The sequence below is a fragment of the Undibacterium sp. RTI2.2 genome, from assembly GCF_035018705.1.
GTDB lineage: Bacteria > Pseudomonadota > Gammaproteobacteria > Burkholderiales > Burkholderiaceae_D > Undibacterium.
Genome location: NZ_JASJXN010000021.1, coordinates 77,501 through 95,223, shown reverse-complemented (window position 1 = coordinate 95,223; position 17,723 = coordinate 77,501). Strand labels below are relative to the sequence as shown.

Here is a 17,723-nt window from a genome sequence, read left to right as displayed (position 1 = left end):
ATTTAAGCACAGCAAAAATCGTTCTGAACAAGCCGATAAAGTGGAAAAATTTGGACGCTGACAGGTGGTAAATATTGAACGCTGTTTGACAATATCATTCATAAAATCAGAAAATCACTGTCTACGTACGAAAGTATAAAAACAAAAAACCGCACGATCTGCATCATGCGGTTTTTCTTTTTGCATCTTATTTAAAAGCTACTGCCTTACAGTTCAGCGCAAATGCGCTAAAACTCAAACCAACTTAAGCGACTTTTTTAGCGTCGAAGAACTGTTCATCTTCTGTCGAGCCATGCAAGGCCGTAGTAGAAGATTGACCTTGTTGAATGACTTGTGTCACTGCATCAAAGTAACCTGTACCGACTTCACGCTGATGCTTGACTGCGGTAAAGCCTTTTTCTGCTGCGGCGAATTCTGCTTCTTGCAATTCGACAAAAGCCGACATCTGGTTACGTGCATAACCGTGTGCTAGGTTGAACATGCCGTAGTTCAATGCATGGAAACCAGCCAAGGTGATGAATTGGAATTTGTAGCCCATTTTGCCCAATTCTTTTTGGAACTTGGCAATCGTTGCGTCATCCAGATTTTTCTTCCAGTTGAATGATGGTGAGCAATTGTAAGACAACAATTTACCTGGGAACTTGGCGTGGATTGCATCAGCAAATGCTTGAGCAAATTCCAGATCCGGTTTACCAGTTTCGCACCAGATCATGTCGGCGTATTCGGCATAAGCCAAACCACGGGAGATCGCTTGTTGCAGACCTGGTTTAGTTTTGTAGAAGCCTTCAACCGTGCGCTCGCCAGTCAGGAAAGGTTTGTCATTGTCATCAACATCAGATGTGATCAGATCAGCCGCTTCTGCATCGGTACGTGCCAACAACACGGTTGGTGTGCCCATGACGTCAGCTGCCAGACGCGCTGCGTTGAGTTTTTCTACTGCTTCACGGGTTGGCACCAATACTTTACCGCCCATGTGGCCGCATTTTTTAACGGAAGCCAATTGATCTTCAAAGTGGACGCCTGATGCGCCGGCTTCGATCATGGCTTTCATCAATTCAAACGCGTTCAATACACCGCCGAAACCGGCTTCTGCGTCGGCCACGATCGGCGCGAAGAAGTCTGTATCGCCTTTGCCTTCAGACCATTGGATTTGATCGGCACGTGTCAGACAATTGTTGATGCGTTTAACAACCAAAGGTACTGAATTTGCCGGGTACAAAGATTGATCTGGATACATTTCGCCCGCAACGTTGGCGTCGCCTGCAACTTGCCAGCCAGACAGGTAGATGGCTTTCAAGCCGGCTTTAACTTGTTGCATTGCCTGGTTACCAGTCAGCGCGCCGAGGGCATTGACGAAGGGCTCGTTATTGACCAGATCCCACAATTTGATCGAACCGTTTTTCGCAATCGTGTGCTCAACTTTGATCGAGCCACGCAGATTAACCACATCTGCTGCGGTGTAATTACGTTTGATACCGATCCATCGTGGATTGGTATCCCAGTCTTTTTGCAATTCAGCAATCTGTTGTTCGCGTGTAGTCATGGTTCTCTCCTGTGGGCAAAATAAATGAAGCTGTTAAAACTAATGAAAAGTGAATTCCGTTGAGAGAAATAATAGGACATTTTTTGCGAAGCAACAAGGTCTTATATAAGACATATAACAAATATTTAATCTTTTAAAATCATACACTTAAATGTTGTTTTTTGCGATGTGAAATAATATTTCTTAAAATGAGAAAAATAAATTGTGCAGAGTCGAATTATTTTTCACATTATGAAATTGAAATTTCACATCATAGGATATGAAAAACAGAAGAGAAATAAAGAAGAAAATTAAATTTCAGCAGGCTAAAAAATTTGCAATTCCTGTCGCCAAAATTACGCTGAATCCTACTGAATGACGATAGTTTTAAAATAATTATTCAGTAATTAATTCAAACCAAGGTGAGAGCTGTTCACTTTGCCCTAAGTTAGATAACCCTAATTGCAGCTCAAATCCGCCGCTGACTTTTTTGATCACAGTTGCAGGCAAGGCAGTACGACGCTTGCCAGAACCATCTAGTGGGAAGACCTGGATTGTTTTAAATTTACTGGGATAAAACATCGCCATGGGAATACGCTCTAGCCAAACTGGCGCTTGTGAATCGCGTGGCCCAGATGGTTTGTTGCCAGTGTCAGGATCGGGTTCCAAAGTCCACCAGCTACCACCGTATTGCCCGGCAACGGATAAACCAGATGGATATGGGATCAATTTTTTTGGTCGCGCAGGAATGGCATTAGGTTGATTGCCAAGCGCGACGCTTGCAACGGTTAATAAAACACGTTTTGAATTGGCTAAACTGAGGCCATCACGACTAGTTGCCAGGATGGTCGCAAAGCGACGGCTGCCGCTCGGGAACTTGACTGATATTTCAGTCGTTTTTGGCGATTCATATGAGGAAGAATTTGTAGCAGATGGAACGCTGCTGCCAGGAGACTCTTCGCCAAAACCAGCCCAGATCAGGCTATAAGGTGTAGTTACACTCAATTGCCCCAGAGTAGATTGGTAACGCAAGGAACTGCCTTGACCTTGCTGACCTTGCTGTCCTTGCCAAACAACACCGTCATCTGCCTGGCTTTGCGAGACTGCATTAGTGGGCAGATCGGCCTTAGCCACATTATTAATACCAATCCTATATAAAAATGCCGTCTTCGGTGTAATGCCAAAGTGGCTCAGTAAATAGGCCGGATAAGCAGATTCATCTCGCAAGGCACCTAGCATTTGCCTGATATCAGCTGAGAGCAAAATAGTTTTGCGTTCGGCTAATGGTCTGATCTGAAATTGTCGGAACAGTGCAGCAGACGTGCCTGCCGTTGCATACTTTGCCCAATCACCACTGAGTGAAAAACTATCGGGTAGGGATTTCCACGTATCGCCATCAATATATTGGAAGAAAAATAAACCGTCCCAATCCTGCGCGCTGGCAAATGCCGCCATCACTGGCAATATCTCTGCCCCTTGTCGGTTGGGATATGCCTGATTAAATTCACTCAGCACAAAGGGTTTGTTTACATCCCTGAAATACGCTCTTTGCAACAATTGCGGCCAAGCTTCTTTTAACGCAGATTGATCGCGGATACGCCAATCGTTTCTATCCCAGGCTTGATGCGGAAAATCATAATGGTCCACATAAAAATGCTCATCAACATAGTCCATCGATTGCTGCGCATCGGCATTCATCACGCCGCCGTAATACATTTGTGTGCCAGTTAATGGCACCAGATCACCCACCTCAGCGCGTACAGTACGACGCATGATTTCTAGGTATTGTTTATCCATATCGACTAAAAAGCGGGTGAAGTCGAGCACCCGCTTTCCGGCACCCTGTGGATGCGGCTCAAACGAATGCCCTAGCAAATCTGGCGGGGCTACACCGATTTTATTCAAACCGCGTCTTGCTAGTGTGCGCATCTTTGCTGCCCAGCCATATTCACCCTCTAGCAACGAGGATTCGCCCGCCTTGACCAGCAAGCCGCCCTGCTTGGTCAGATCGCAGCTTTGCCATAGCTGGCAGGCTTGCGCTGCGCTGCCGTATTGTCTTACAGCCCAATGCTGCCATTGCAATTGCAATAATCGCTCGTAGTCCCCTTTTAAATGATCCAGATCGCCTCTTTGCCATGCGCCGAGCAAAGAGGATTCGTTGTTAATCTCTATCATTGCTAATGCAGGATCGTTGTTGAGCGCAAGACGGCGTATTAATCGTCGGGCGTATTCAACTTGCAGGCTGATCATCTTAGGTTCAAACAAATGCAAGGGATTGCTTGCAAATGGCATTTGCTCACCCGGCGACAAAGGTGTGACGCCATCTACTGCGGGGCGGAAGGTGTAACCCACATGCAGATTCAGATTGACGTAAATACCTTCGGCTTTGAGTGCATCAATAAACACCCGCAAACGGCTTATCGCAGTGGCATTAAAAGTAGGAAAAGCTCCTGTGGTCAATATGCCGCGCGGTTTGTCTTCATCATCACTGAGGATGCTGTCCAGATGATGCAAGCGCACTGCGTTAAAGCCCATCTTGCGCAAACGTTTTGCAATTCTTGGGGCATCCGCTTCTAGCGGAAAATTGGCGGAATTACTCAGGCTAATACCAAACAATCTGACGCGTGTGTCGTCTTTGGTATTTGCCCTACCATCGACACCAACGCGATAAAAGTGTGCCGCTTTGACAAAAATTTTATCCGCATCGGTGATGCTGTGATTCATATTACTAAAATCGGGCGCACCGCTTAAGGCATCTTCATCAATCTCAAACGGATAATAATCAGGCTCTGCATGGGCTACCGAGCTTGCCAGAACTTGCCAGACAAATAAAAAGCCCGACAATGTCAATAAAAGCCGGCGAATGAATGATGGAAGACGAGCAGCAAAAAACATGGCTGAGAATTTAATAAAGTTTAGTAGGATGGGGAAATGAGAATATCGCAGAATCCTATGGGATTGAATAGTGCTAACTTTGAGCAGATCGATAAAATGCAGCAATCACAGAGTTAAACCCAGATTTTCCATTAGACCGCTACCACTTCGCAAAAAACGTAGACGGCGTGCGGTCTTCAGAGGGATAGCACCACCGCGATTCGAGTGCGAGCGCTACAGCGACAATTGCACCTTTGGCGAACTGCCTGGCGTTGTTGCTCCTCCTAGCAAGATGCAGCTTGCGTCGTCGTCGCGTCTAGCCAGTCAGTCCGCCAAAGGCACACTTATCGATGTTCCAATGGAAAATCTGAGTTAAATTTACAGTTGCTATCATTTAGTACCTACTTTCAAGGCACAATACTGGCTGGCATTCATACACAGCAAGACCATGCAACCCTCCACAAGCCCAGCAACGCCATCAGGTAAAGCAAATCCAGCCATCGCTGCTAACCAGGATCAAGCTTCTTTGAACTGGATAGAGGTGATCGCTGTGCGCTCCCTGATTGTATTGTTTGTACTGTTCTCTTTGCTGCCTTACGGGATCTCTTGGGATTATGCTGGCACCTCAGAACTGACGATGGAAGGTTCGCTTAACACCAAGCTGGAATGGGGTAGCTTGTTTCTGATCTCCGGGATTTTACTGATCCGCCATCTGCCCCAAACTTTACGCTATCTGCGTGCGATTAATCCGTTTTTATTACTGCTGATTTTATGGTGTCTGGCGTCTACATTATGGTCGCCGCTGCCCGCGGTGACGTTTAAAAAAGCGATACAGTTATTCGGTCTGGTCATGATAGGACTGGCGATACAGTTGAGCGACCGCCCCTTAAATTTATTTGCCAGCGATCTGAGATATACCCTGACCGCAATTTTGATCGCGTCATTTTTTGTGGCAGTGGCTATCCCCAGTATCGGGATTGACTATGAATTGGGTAATGCCTGGCGAGGCATTTTGTCGCAAAAAAATGAGTTGGGTCAGGTCGCGGCACTCTGTTTTTTGCTATGGCAAGTCAGCACTTGTTTAGGCCAGACCTCGCTACGCTCAATGGTGATCGGCTTGTTGTTTTGTTTTTTTGTGCTGGTCATGTCGAAGAGTTCTACCAGCCTGGCGATGGCGATTTTAAGTTCTTTTCTTTTTCATTTGTTCCGCAAGCAGCGGATAGGTTCTAATTATTCGCTGACCAGAGTTTTTCTCAGCATAGGTATGCTGATTATTCTGATGACGTTTGCGTTTTATATGTTTGAGTCGCGCATGCCAACGTATGGCGAAGTATCGGGTCCGATTGCGGGTCTGTTTGGCAAAGGCTCCGATCTCACCGGGCGTACCGATATCTGGCAATTAATTGATCTTGAAATTGCGCGTCACCAATGGATAGGATTAGGCTACGGCGCTTTTTGGCTAGGACCTGGCAGTCTGTCGCAATACATTATTGATGCCTTATACTGGGTACCTCTTCAATCACATAACGGCTATCTGGATATTTTGAATGAGCAAGGATTGATCGGCATGGGGTTTGCAATTCTGTGTCTGGCAAAACAATTCCAGCAATTATTTTTAATGTCTTATGTAGACAGATTACAGGCGGCGTTTTGGGGAACGATGCTCGTGGTGGTCATCATTACCAACTTCACCGAGAGCAGTCTTTTCCGCGGATTTGGATTTCAGAATGTGCTGTTTATCTTTGCGTTGATGACAGTCACATCCTCTTTAAAGCGCTTAAAAGAAGCGACTGCGCAAGCTTAAATCGACAACTTGCTAGCTTGTGGCAAGCCTGGTGCAACATCAGATAAGCGAATTAAATACCACATACTCCCCATCATTTTATAAAAAATCGGCTTATAGACCAGCAATCCTCTGGACAATTAAATATACATACTAGGAGTATATTATTTATGATCCATATGAATTTGAGTAAATATAGCTGATTTTGTTACGACTCAGCGAGGTGCTTATCGCTAAAATGCATCGCACTATTTAATGTAAAAACTTACGCCCAAGTCGCAAAAAATATTGCTCAACAAAACGATAGGATAAATGCGCACAAAGAAAAGACAGTGCCATCATGACCACTATTCGCAACACAAGTGCCGCGTCAGGCATCCATACAGTAATCAAAGCGAACACAAGATAATGATACAAATATAGCGAGTAACTGACTTTGCCTATGTACACCATGGGCGCAGATGAGAACAGTCGAGTGATCAGATTGTCCGCAAAAATCAGATGAAAAAACAAGGCGGCCATCGCAATGCCTTGAATCGAGTAACGTACGCTTTCACGAAAAATCTGATCACGTATCAGCAAAGAACTCAGCATTAAAACGACGCCTGCCAAAAATATCCGCCAATCAGAGAAGAAATCACGCGCACTTGGATAACGATGTAGTAATAGCGAAAATCCAGTGCCGTACAAGATCGAATCGACCCGGGTATCGGTCGCTTTATAAATTCTGTCGGGGGCCAGATAATCCAGCCCAATCTGCGTAACCAGATACCAGCGCCACAACAACACTGCCAATAAGGCAACAACAATCAAGCGCAAAAACCACTTAGTGTTGGATGCAAGTGCCGCGAATAAAAATGGGAAGACTAGATAAAAATGCTCCTCAACTGCCAATGACCAAGTGATGGATAAAGGCGCAGGCATCAGAGTGCTGCTAAAGCCAAAAAATATCGCAAAATAATTAGCGAAATAAAAAAATACTGATAACAGTTCTACTAGCCTGATTGGCTCACCCACCATCCACATTGCCAGTAAAGAGCAAGCCACATAGACGATCAAAGCAGGCATCAAACGGAACAAGCGGCGTATGTAAAAATGACGAACATCGATTTTCTGATCCTGATCAAATTCCTGCAACATCAAGCGTGTGATGATGAAGCCACTGATAAAAAAGAAAATCGTCACGCCCAAACCGCCGGGTACGATATGCCCCAGCCATGCATGTGAAATCACGACCAGCAAAATTGACACTGCGCGCAGACCATCCAAAGCGAGCAAGCGTGATGCAGGCGATTTCGTCAGCGGCAGCGACATCAGGCGGTACCGCCGTAGGCTTGTGAAAGGCTACCGAACAGATAGCTAATTTTGCCCGCTTGTGAGGCAACAATACGCAGCCAATGAAACGACTTCAAGGGTTTAAAAGGCAACAGCACAATCGCCAGGCCAGCAGCAATCAACAACTGTATCGCCGCCCTCACCGCAAGATAAGCGGCACGACCATGGCGAGAAAATCCGTACTTCATCGCAAGCTCGGTACGCATAAACAGTTGTCCGGTGCGATAAGAGCGTTGTACCAGCCATTTGGCTTGGGCCCGCTCCAGCGGTATCCATTCATACACCGGCGCCTCATCACACCAGACCATCACCGCGCCGTTGGCGGCAAGTTGCCGGAACAAGATAGAGTCTTCGCCACCGGTTTTACCGTAGGCCGCGTCAAACGGACCGCTCTTGTAGTCTATGCTGGGGTCACCATTATCCAACTTGCAAAGCTGCATTAATGCGCTACGTCGGATTAACACATTCCCACTGCGGGCATCGGTATGGTCGATGAGGGTACCGGTAAGCAGGCGGCGCCGATCAAAATAGCCGCCACGTCGCAACCAGCCAGCTACGCCGTCGGCGTATTCTGCCAGGACTGGCGCAAATACAACATCGGCGTGATAGCTTTGCTGGGTGAGGATTAAGGCGGCAAGCCAGCCATCAATGGGGCGTTCGTCATCGTCAATAAAGACAACCCAAGTACCGACTGCGGCATGCACTGCAGCATTTCTAGCAAGAGAAATATTTGGCTCACTGAGAGCAATGGCGACTAAATTTTCGCACCAGGTGGATTGCGCCAAAGCCAATACTGATTTTGCTGATTGTGCGGGATCGTTATCAACCACAACAATCTGTACCGAGACATTATTGACATTCTGGTGCCGGATTGCCGTCAACAAATTTGCCAGCAGTTCCGGGCGTCGGAAAGTGCAAATGCAGATACTGATATCGGTCATATTGATTTTTATCGGAAAATTTTTGCGGATAATTTTGCAAAAAACCCCTGGCGACCACGCATAAAATTAGCTGTTTGATTTGCTTGGCCAATCGGATTGTCATTATCGTCTGCACTTTCAGCCAACTGGTTATAGACCGTGCCCAGTATCTCAACACCTGCCGCTTGCAGATCAGACATGGTTTGGCGCAGAAGTGCGAGCTGCGTAACATCTTTGCGTGCCAATACCAATGCAGCGCCAATTTGGTGTGACACTATCTGAGCATCCGATGCCAGCGATGATGCATGAGTATCAACCACAAAAGCATCAAACTGATCCCAGCAAGACGCTAGCAAATTATGCAGATTGGGCGCGCGCAATATCTCTAAAGGATTGGGCGGCTTGGGTCCCGCTGGCAAAATATGTAAATTAGGCATGAGCTTAATTAGCACATCATCCATTAACTTGCGCCCAGCCAAAATCGATGACAAACCATCGGGACGATCTAATCCAAAATAATCCTGTTGAGCAGAGTCACGTAAATCGGCATCAATCAACAAAGTACGCTTTCCAGACTGCGACAAGGCAATTGCGAGACTCGCCGCCATATAACTTTTACCCTCGCCGTTTGCAGGACTGACGATAGTGATTTTGATTTTGTCTTTTTGCTCGAACTTGAGCAACAACTCACTCCGTAAGCGGCGAATCTCTTCCGATTCCAGACAAAATGGATAATGCAAAATCTTTAATGAAGGATGCGCTTTGCCAACTAATAAGTTCTTTGATGCATAACCAAATTGCTCGCTCAATGCTAGATTCAATTGATCTGATGTGAGAAAACCTAAGGACAACGCAGCGTCTCCAAAGCGCAGATTTTTTTCTATTTGTGTGCGGGCAATTTCTTCAATCTGTGGCGTCGTCAAGAGACCTTTTTCAAGAAAGAGTTCTCCGAGGCGACCGATTTTAGGCAACTCCGATTCGCTCACTGGCGTGACTAAATGCTGAGCAGTATCTGTGGCTGAATCAGTAGTGGGATTAATAGTCGCTGTACTAGCAAATGCAGCAGGCAATTCTGATGGAAGCTTACCCACGCAGGCCTCCTGATTTTTCAGCATCTATCATTTTCTGATGATCAAATAGTTTTTCTGCGAAACCGACTTTGGCTAATACCGGCACCTCAAACTCTCGCTCTAAATCGTCAATACAACGCACACGTCGATGCGCCAACTCCAGTAAGAATGCCGCGCCTAAGCCCAAGAATATTCCAGCGATCAAACCAAAAATGACATTATTACGGAGCAAAGGCTTAGATTGTTTTTCGGGTAGCTCTGCGCTACGCATCAAGGTCGCATTAGATATCACAACATTACTGGTCATCAGCAAATCATCAAATTTTTGTATCGCAGCGTTATAAATTTTTTGCACGCTATCCAATTGACGTTGATAAGAGCTAATCACATCTCTGTGTATTTTGTTTGCCAGCGTGCGCTTTTCGTATATCGCTATATCCGCTGCAATGACCTTCTCTTGTTGCTGCAAACGCGATTCATTCGACAGCAGAGCCGCGACTGCGGTGGCTGATTCTATTTTCAAGCGATCATTTAAGGATTTGAGCTCGCCCTCTATCGCCACGTAACGAGGATGCCGCACACCTAAGGAAGTTTTTGCATTGGCTAATTGCATTTCCAGCGTACTAATACCTGCTTTCAGCCCGGATATATTCCCTATGCCGGCGATCTCCGGGAGGTCGGCACCAAGATTACCACCATGCATCAAGCGTTCTAAAGATTGGCGTTTGGCTTGAGCCTCGATTCGTGCCACTTGCACCTCAACCAGATGCACGCCCAGACTTTCCATTTGTTTGGACTCGGGATCTGCACGCTCATCTGCGTCAATGATCTGGTGTTCTTGCTGATAGCTTGTGAGTTTCTTTTGCAAATCATCAATTTGCCTGCTCATATTCTCTAATTGAGCATTGTATTGATCCCGTCTTGCCCGGGCAGGCGCATTCGCCATTTCTGTCGATAATTCCATATACGATTTGACGACAGAATTAACCATATCTTTTGCATCTTGCCGATTATTTGATGCGTAGCCGACCTCAACGACACGACTATTTTTGTGCTGCGTGACCTCGATATTTTTGACGATTTCTTCCGCCATCGCCCGCATACCACTCTGCTCTCCATATTTTTTAATATACGCTTGTGCCGCACTGCTGCTCTCAAGTCTGCGCTCTGCAATCACACGATCTGCAACTTGCACGCTCTTAATCACATCAAACTGCGTCTGCAAAAAACTCTCATCTTGCAGTGGATTAAACTGGCGACCACCAATCGGATCATTGATACGGTAATCGATGTAAATATCGGATGTAGCAATATAAGTTTTGGGTAATACCAGACTAGCTACCATGGCAATGGCAACGGCAACGACCACAACAGCGGCAATTAATATGCGCCGGGCATATAAAATTGCGCCAATTTGCGAGAAGGACAATAGCAGATCGCCGGGAGAATTTCGCATAGTTTCAGTCGCTTTAAAACAGACGTTCGTTAATAAAAACAACATCGCCTGGTAGCACCTGATCGGTTATTTTTGCAGGAATTTCTTTGACTGCGCCCTCGTCTGTTTTGCGATAAATAATCATGCGGCGCGTTGAACCGCGCTCGGTTACACCGCCACCGATAGACAACACACGCATCACCGTCAACTCTTCTTCTATCGGGTAATTGCCTGGCTTTCTGACCTCGCCATAGACATAAAACGATTTCTGCGCGGAGACAAATAAGACATCATTTGGCAATATTTTTTGATTCAGTTTTTCTGATATTTGTACCGTCTGAGCATCAATTTTTAGCGGAATATAATCTACTGATTCAGCGGCCGCATTAGCTTGCCCTTTGGCCTGCCCATTCGTGCGACGCATAATGCTGATCCCTTTATCAGCGCGTCCATTTAAACCACCAGCTAAACTGAGCGCATCCAACAAAGTTATTTGCCCTTGTAAGGGATAACGTCCTGGTCGCTGTACTTCACCCAGTACAGAAAAACTGCGGCTTAACTGCTGCAATACTTTAATCGCAACTTTGGGACTGCGTACGTATTGTCCTTGCTCTAAGCGATCTGCAAACAGGCTGGCAATCTCTGCCGGCGTCTTGCCTTTGGTATCTATCACGCCAACCAAAGGCAAGGTAATCACACCGGTTTCTCCGACGGTGACATCTGCAGTCAAATCTGGTTGACCAAATACGGTGACTAAAAGTTGATCGCCGATACCGACGAGATCACGAACATTATCGGCACTGTCGACGTTATCGGTGTAGTTAATATTTTTGACATTACCTGCATTGGTATCCGCTTTAAAGTCCGCTTTGATGTCGCCGTTTGTTTCTTTAGTTTTTTCGTTCAGAGGGGCTTTTTCGCCGCTTGCTACCGAATTATTTTTGAACGGATTATTTTTGAACGGACTATCCTTAGCGTTGCTGATCTCACTAGCCGTAATCCTGTCGAGTAATTTTAGACTCAGAGCAGCGTCAGTAGTATTGGCTGGCTGAGCTTGGGTCGCCTTTGCATCGATGGTTTGTGCATACAAAGGAGAACCAAAAACTAAAAACAATAGCAGGCTGCACAGAGCTTGAACTCGATAATTATGATGACGGCAAAGTGAAAAATTCATCTCTCTGGGTGTCCTGCTTTAAAAGAACTCAATTCTATCTTGCTATAACAAACTATTTGCAAATTTTTGTCATGAAAACAATCTGGCTAAGATATAAACTCCTGAAAATTCATGACTTGATGTTGTGAATTTCTATTGATGTTATTTTTGCCATAATTGATAACAATAATTAACTTTTTATTGATTGTTGATCGCATGCAAACTAAGTTAACATAAGTAAAGCATTCTCGCAGGCATTAGAACGCGCTAACAGCGAAACCAAGCAGTCAAACTAATCGTATGTTAGTGCGCGCTAAAAGATTGTATTGATCATCAACATCGCTCGAGAACACAAAGGTACACCCATCATGCAACCCACTTCTTTACCAGATCCAGCGACCATCGCAGCAATCCACGTACCACATCCACCAGAATATCCAACGCGCGCGGTACCTTTGGTCATCATTGCCCCTGTGCGTGACGAGGCCGATTTAATCCAACTAACACTAGATTCCATGGTTACGCAAACTGTGCGTCCGGTGGAGTGGATTATTGTGGATGATGGGTCAAAAGACAACACGGCCGATATCGTCAGGGCTTATGCAGAAAAATATAGTTTTATTCGGCTGGTACAAAGGCCAGATCGTGGCTTCCGTAAAGTCGGTGGCGGCGTTGTTGCAGCGTTTAAATATGGGATTACGCAAATTGCGCATAGCGAGTACGAATATATTGCGAAACTAGATGGTGACATGTCTTTTGGTCCGCACTATCTCGAAATCATGTTCAAAGAATTTGAGGCAAATCCAAAACTAGCATCGGTATCAGGCAAAGTTTATCGAGAAGAAGGCGGCGAGAAAATCGAAGAATATATTATCGATGAACATGTCGCCGGACAATTCAAACTATATCGTCGCAGCGCTTTTGAAGAAATTGGTGGTTTTGTCGAAGAAGTCATGTGGGATGGCATAGACGTTCACTCTGCACGGATGAAGGGATGGAAAACCTTTAGTTTTTATCATACAGATGCGGTTTTGATGCACCACCGCTTGATGGGATCGTCAGACAAAAATGTATATCGTGGTCGTCTTCGTTGGGGACGCGGGATTTGGTTTATGGGTTATCACCCAGTATATGCACTAGCCTCCAGCATTTTTCGCATGCGAGAAAAACCCTTCGTCATTGGTGGCATATTAATCATGGCTGGTTATTTAGGTGCGGCGCTCAAACGCGCTCCCCAATATGACAATCTGGAATTCCGTCAGCATCTGCATCAATGGCAATTGGAAAAGATTAAGACTCTATTCGTTAAAAATAGTAAGGGAGATAAAGCTTGATGGTAGTTACCCAGTCTTTTAATGTTTTATTTGTCATATCAGACCACGACGAAAGACAAATTTAATGATGAATATCACTTCGCATGGCAGAGGCACGCAATCATCACAAATATTAACGGTATTGGTTGGGATTACATTTGGCGTCACTATTTCGCTGACGCTGGTCGGCATCATGCTGTTTTATGACAACACAGATATAGATACGTTTGGTTTGCGTTTAATTATTGCGGGGCTGTCTAGCATCATTGTATTTTCCAGCCACAGACTGCTAAATTCGCTGCAAGACAAACGTATTTTCTTGTTACTCCCCAGTCTTAGTGTCCGCTGGCTAGTCGTATTCACCTTGGTATTGCTTAGTGCATATGTAGACAAAAGTGCTGATCGCTTATCGCGCGCAGTCATGCTTACCTGGCTACTATTGACACCGGTGTCTTTATTGCTGACTGCATTAGCTATTCGTTTGTTTGCCGCACTTTTTTACTCTAATCCCGCACGACGCCGTAAAGCAGTACTGATTTGGTCTAATTCAGCTTGCGCTGACTTGGTTGAATCCTTGCGTAACACGCCTCTAGCTGCGATTGATGTCGTTGGCTTTTTTGATAACCGCACTGAATCGCGCCCACCAAGTAATCTACCGCGCTTAGGCGATCTGAATGATGTCACTGAATGGCTGGTCGATCCTATTACAGGAGAGCTCGCAGTAGAAGTTGTTTTCATTGGCCTTAACATGAGAGAGCCACCCGAATTAGCGGAAATCATTGCGATTTTGCAAGACAGCACAGTATCTACCTACTTTGTTCCTGAGTCACTGATTTTTGGCATGCCGGGAATACAGTTGCGCGAAATGGCTGGCAAACCAGTTTTGGCGTCAACAGAAACACCGTTCATTGGCTTGGCGGCGCTACCAAAACGGCTATTGGATTTATTCGGTGCAACACTAGGCTTAATCTTGTTATCGCCACTATTTCTGATCATAGCGATTGGCGTAAAACTGAGCTCACCGGGGCCGGTTCTATTTAAACAAAAACGCTATGGCGTCGCGGGGAAGCCAATCAATATTTACAAGTTCAGGAGCATGATTAATCACAACTCAAAAGGGCCTGTGATACAAGCAACGGTCGGTGATAATCGCGTTACCCGGTTTGGTCGTTTTATCCGTCGTACCTCGATTGATGAACTACCACAATTACTCAACGTTATTCAAGGAAATATGAGCCTGGTTGGCCCAAGGCCACATGCCGTTGAACATAACGAACTTTATCGCAAATTAGTGGATGGCTATATGCTCAGACACAAGATAAAACCAGGAATCACAGGCTGGGCACAGGTTAACGGATTCCGCGGAGAAACCGAAACACTGGAAAAAATGCAAAGTCGGGTTGATTATGATTTGTACTATATCCAGCACTGGTCGGTCTGGTTGGATATCGTGATTATGTGGCGTACTGTAAGTGTTTTGTTTGGTGACAAAAACGCTTATTGATGATTAGCCTGGCATCAAAAATGGATCAGTTTTAAGACCTGATCTTCTTCATCGAAAATTAATAAATTAGGGGAGTATGTAGCGAAAACAACCTATTCCCACGCAAACACCTGCACAATAAAATATACTGCAACGAGTATATAATGTAAATTAGCTGATCTTAGACTCACTAAATTTCAAGCTTAAGCGCTTGCCGCCCTTTGACTCTTCAATAGGTTTGAACACTGGTCGAAAAAATCTCTGCATCGGTTGAGCAGAATTAAACAAGTGACATTAAGCAAGCGAGATTAAACCCTCTACCCATCAAATCAATCTCAAGCTGGGGTCTGTAAACCTGAAAAATAGCTTTCCAAACTCTGCTGCAAACCCTGCTCTATTACTTGCTCTGTCTGTTTTGCCAGTAGATTCGTCGTACTGGCCTTGAATACAAATAATCGATAAATATCTGCTAGTTTGAGTTGTGCCGGATTGGCTAGCAATACCCATCGCTCAGCATCGTCGTTCAATTTTTTCCACCAGACAGTCTTATCCGATTCAGGCGCATCGGAGACCACTCTGGCGACCCAACCGACTTCAAGCATCTGCTCTAACAAGCCATCAATCTCGTCCATGCCAAAGCGGGTTTGAATCCGTATTGCAGACACATCAACCGCTGCCGCATCTTGGGCGTTGCGGGCGATGAACAATACTTTCAAAATTTCGATTGCGTCAATAAATGCGCTGCCAGGTGCAGGCTTATGCCACCATCGCTCAAATTTTACGATTGGCAATGCCGCCGCGATCACTGCGCCAATCAAAGTAATCAGCCAGGACAAATAAATCCACACCAAAAAAATCGGTACCGCGGCGAGTGCACCGTATACCACGGTGTAAGTAGGGAACTTGGTGACGAAGACCGCAAACAAACGTTTAGCCATTTCAAAAGCAATCGCCGCAAACAAGCCGCCCCAAATCGCATCATGCCAATCGACCGTTCGATTGGGGACGCCCATGTACAACAAAGTGAATGCGATGGTGGTGAAAAGCACCGAAATTAAGGTATAAAAAACATCTCCAGCCATGGGCATTACGCCAACCACACCGCTAGTGGCAGTGACTAAGTAAGAAGTCACCGTAATCGACACGCCAATCAGCAACGGCCCTAAGGTCACTATCGCCCAATAGACTAGTATTCGCTTAATCAATGGACGAGTTCTTTTGACTTGCCAAATTTGGTTAAACGACTTGTCGATCATCGCCAAGGTTGCCACCGCTGTCACCATTAAAGCAACGCCACCTACCGCCGACAAACGTGTTGCCTTGGTCGCAAATTGCGTTAGATAACCCAAAATCACATTCGAGATTTCTCTCGGCATCAGGCTTTTAATAAAATACGCTTCCAGCGAAGATCGAAAGGTATTGAACAAGGGGAAAGCGGTAAAAATCGCCAAGGCGATAGTCAAAATGGGCACCAATGCCAATACCGTCGTAAACGTTAAACTGCCTGCAACTTGCGGCAAGCGGCCTTCAAGTAAACGCTGGTAAGCAAACTGGAACAGATTACGCATCCGCCCCCAAGAAAATTTACGCATAGATTTTTTCTTTAGTACATCATCAAACAAATACATCAACCAACATCTCTCTGAATAAGTCCATCACGTGCGCGCTGTAGTGTTCCTAAGTACTGAGCTAGGGAGCTTCTAAGCAATTAGCTTATCTGGCAAGACTCATCGCGCTAAAAGCCCCATATAATAGCAAGCATGAACTCTAAACAACTCACCATTCTCGTTTTATATTATTCTCGCCACGGCAGCACCAGAAAATTGGCCGAATATATCGCCCAAGGTGTGGAAAGCGTCGCCGGCTGCGATGCCAGATTGCGTACTGTTCCAGCAGTATCGACGGTAACCCAAGCGACCGAGCCGGATATCCCAAACGAAGGCGCACCCTATGTCGAGCTGGCCGATCTGGAAGACTGCGACGGACTAGCATTGGGCTCCCCTACCCGTTTTGGGAATATGGCAGCAGCGATGAAATATTTTTGGGACGGCACTGCAACCCAGTGGCTATCCGGCACGTTAAGCGGCAAACCGGCTTGTGTGTTCACATCCACGGGCAGTATGCATGGTGGCCAGGAATCCACCTTACTGTCAATGATGCTACCGCTGATGCATCATGGCATGCTGTTAGTCGGCATTCCATACAGCCATGTAGAATTAATGACAACCCGTACCGGTGGCAGCCCTTATGGTGCTAGTCACTGGGCAGGAATTAAAGGCGATACTCCGATCTCAGAAGACAGCAAAAAACTAGCGATTGCGCTAGGTCGCCGCCTGGCAGAGACCGCGCAAAAATTGAAGGCGTCAGCATGACATCATCCAGACAATCAACGTATTATTTTTTAAGCTGCTTCAGCCTGATTGCTCTGATTATCTTGTTAGTGCTATGGGAAATGGTACTTGCACCACTGCATCCGGGTGGGTCCTGGATCGTTTTAAAAGTGATCCCTATTTTGATTCCTCTGCGTGGTATTTTAAAAAAACAGGTTTACACCATGCAGTGGTCATCCATGCTAATCCTGCTGTATTTTGCCGAAGGTATTGTGCGGGCTTTCAGTGATCGATTACCACTTTCCCGAATACTGGGAGGAGCGGAAATCGCGCTATCTGTATTGTTCTTTATGAGTAGCATCCTGTATTTGCGTCCGATCAAAAAAGCGGCAAAAGCTTCCGCTAAATTAGCCGAAAAAAATACGACTATGTCGCAGTAGATTTCTTCAGCTTAATTTAATGCAGGCTAAATACAGGTTCAGTGCAAATTCAACGCAGGTTTAAT

At 45.7% G+C, this 17,723-nt stretch carries 13 protein-coding genes; 5 read left to right on the top strand and 8 right to left on the bottom strand.

Going from position 1 to position 17,723, the window contains the following annotated elements; translation table 11 throughout:
• Nucleotides 1-244: 244 nt before the first annotated feature.
• Both aceA and QN395_RS13155 read right to left on the bottom strand, forming a co-directional pair.
• The gene (aceA, locus tag QN395_RS13160; RefSeq protein ID WP_322119244.1) at nucleotides 245-1,543 is read right to left on the bottom strand and encodes an isocitrate lyase; all 1,299 of its coding nucleotides are present in this window, start codon (nucleotides 1,541-1,543) and stop codon (nucleotides 245-247) included.
• Between the two features lie 375 nt (nucleotides 1,544-1,918).
• Nucleotides 1,919-4,417 carry a capsular biosynthesis protein gene (locus QN395_RS13155; RefSeq protein WP_322119245.1) on the bottom strand — a complete coding sequence of 833 codons (2,499 nt, stop codon included), beginning with the start codon at nucleotides 4,415-4,417 and terminating at the stop codon, nucleotides 1,919-1,921.
• Between the two features lie 427 nt (nucleotides 4,418-4,844).
• On the opposite strand from QN395_RS13155, the gene QN395_RS13150 reads away from it, so the two are divergent.
• The gene (locus QN395_RS13150) at nucleotides 4,845-6,200 is read left to right on the top strand and encodes an O-antigen ligase family protein (protein ID WP_323492127.1); all 1,356 of its coding nucleotides are present in this window, start codon (nucleotides 4,845-4,847) and stop codon (nucleotides 6,198-6,200) included.
• A gap of 231 nt (nucleotides 6,201-6,431) precedes the next feature.
• Here QN395_RS13150 and QN395_RS13145 read toward each other — a convergent pair whose 3' ends face one another.
• Genes QN395_RS13145 through QN395_RS13125 form a run of 5 tightly spaced genes read right to left on the bottom strand, consistent with a single transcriptional unit; the run spans nucleotide 6,432 to nucleotide 12,113 of the window.
• Nucleotides 6,432-7,493 (bottom strand): acyltransferase, encoded by a 1,062-nt coding sequence (locus QN395_RS13145; protein WP_322119247.1) that lies wholly within the window; start codon nucleotides 7,491-7,493, stop codon nucleotides 6,432-6,434.
• Complete coding sequence (locus QN395_RS13140; RefSeq protein WP_322119248.1) at nucleotides 7,493-8,455, bottom strand: glycosyltransferase family 2 protein; 963 nt, start codon at nucleotides 8,453-8,455, stop codon at nucleotides 7,493-7,495. The genes QN395_RS13145 and QN395_RS13140 overlap by 1 nt, the downstream gene beginning before the upstream one ends.
• 8 nt (nucleotides 8,456-8,463) lie before the next feature.
• Nucleotides 8,464-9,525, bottom strand: coding sequence for a polysaccharide biosynthesis tyrosine autokinase (locus QN395_RS13135; protein WP_322119249.1), 1,062 nt, complete (start codon nucleotides 9,523-9,525; stop codon nucleotides 8,464-8,466).
• Complete coding sequence (locus QN395_RS13130; protein ID WP_322119250.1) at nucleotides 9,518-10,960, bottom strand: Wzz/FepE/Etk N-terminal domain-containing protein; 1,443 nt, start codon at nucleotides 10,958-10,960, stop codon at nucleotides 9,518-9,520. Before QN395_RS13130 ends, QN395_RS13135 begins: the two co-directional genes overlap by 8 nt.
• A gap of 13 nt (nucleotides 10,961-10,973) precedes the next feature.
• Nucleotides 10,974-12,113: an SLBB domain-containing protein gene (locus QN395_RS13125; protein ID WP_322119251.1), complete on the bottom strand. Its 1,140-nt coding sequence runs from the start codon at nucleotides 12,111-12,113 to the stop codon at nucleotides 10,974-10,976.
• 347 nt (nucleotides 12,114-12,460) lie between these two features.
• Here QN395_RS13125 and QN395_RS13120 point away from each other — a divergent pair, with 347 nt between their 5' ends.
• A complete protein-coding gene (locus tag QN395_RS13120) occupies nucleotides 12,461-13,426 on the top strand; it encodes a glycosyltransferase family 2 protein (RefSeq protein WP_322119252.1) in 966 nt (321 codons plus the stop codon).
• Between the two features lie 64 nt (nucleotides 13,427-13,490).
• Nucleotides 13,491-14,909 (top strand): undecaprenyl-phosphate glucose phosphotransferase, encoded by a 1,419-nt coding sequence (locus QN395_RS13115; RefSeq protein ID WP_322119253.1) that lies wholly within the window; start codon nucleotides 13,491-13,493, stop codon nucleotides 14,907-14,909.
• Between the two features lie 314 nt (nucleotides 14,910-15,223).
• Here QN395_RS13115 and QN395_RS13110 read toward each other — a convergent pair whose 3' ends face one another.
• The gene (locus QN395_RS13110; protein WP_322119254.1) at nucleotides 15,224-16,480 is read right to left on the bottom strand and encodes a YihY family inner membrane protein; all 1,257 of its coding nucleotides are present in this window, start codon (nucleotides 16,478-16,480) and stop codon (nucleotides 15,224-15,226) included.
• 168 nt (nucleotides 16,481-16,648) lie between these two features.
• Here QN395_RS13110 and wrbA point away from each other — a divergent pair, with 168 nt between their 5' ends.
• Both wrbA and QN395_RS13100 read left to right on the top strand, forming a co-directional pair.
• The gene (wrbA, locus tag QN395_RS13105) at nucleotides 16,649-17,260 is read left to right on the top strand and encodes an NAD(P)H:quinone oxidoreductase (protein WP_322119255.1); all 612 of its coding nucleotides are present in this window, start codon (nucleotides 16,649-16,651) and stop codon (nucleotides 17,258-17,260) included.
• Nucleotides 17,257-17,658, top strand: a complete 402-nt coding sequence (locus QN395_RS13100) for a DUF2069 domain-containing protein (protein ID WP_322119256.1) — start codon at nucleotides 17,257-17,259, stop codon at nucleotides 17,656-17,658. Before wrbA ends, QN395_RS13100 begins: the two co-directional genes overlap by 4 nt.
• Nucleotides 17,659-17,723 lie beyond the last annotated feature (65 nt).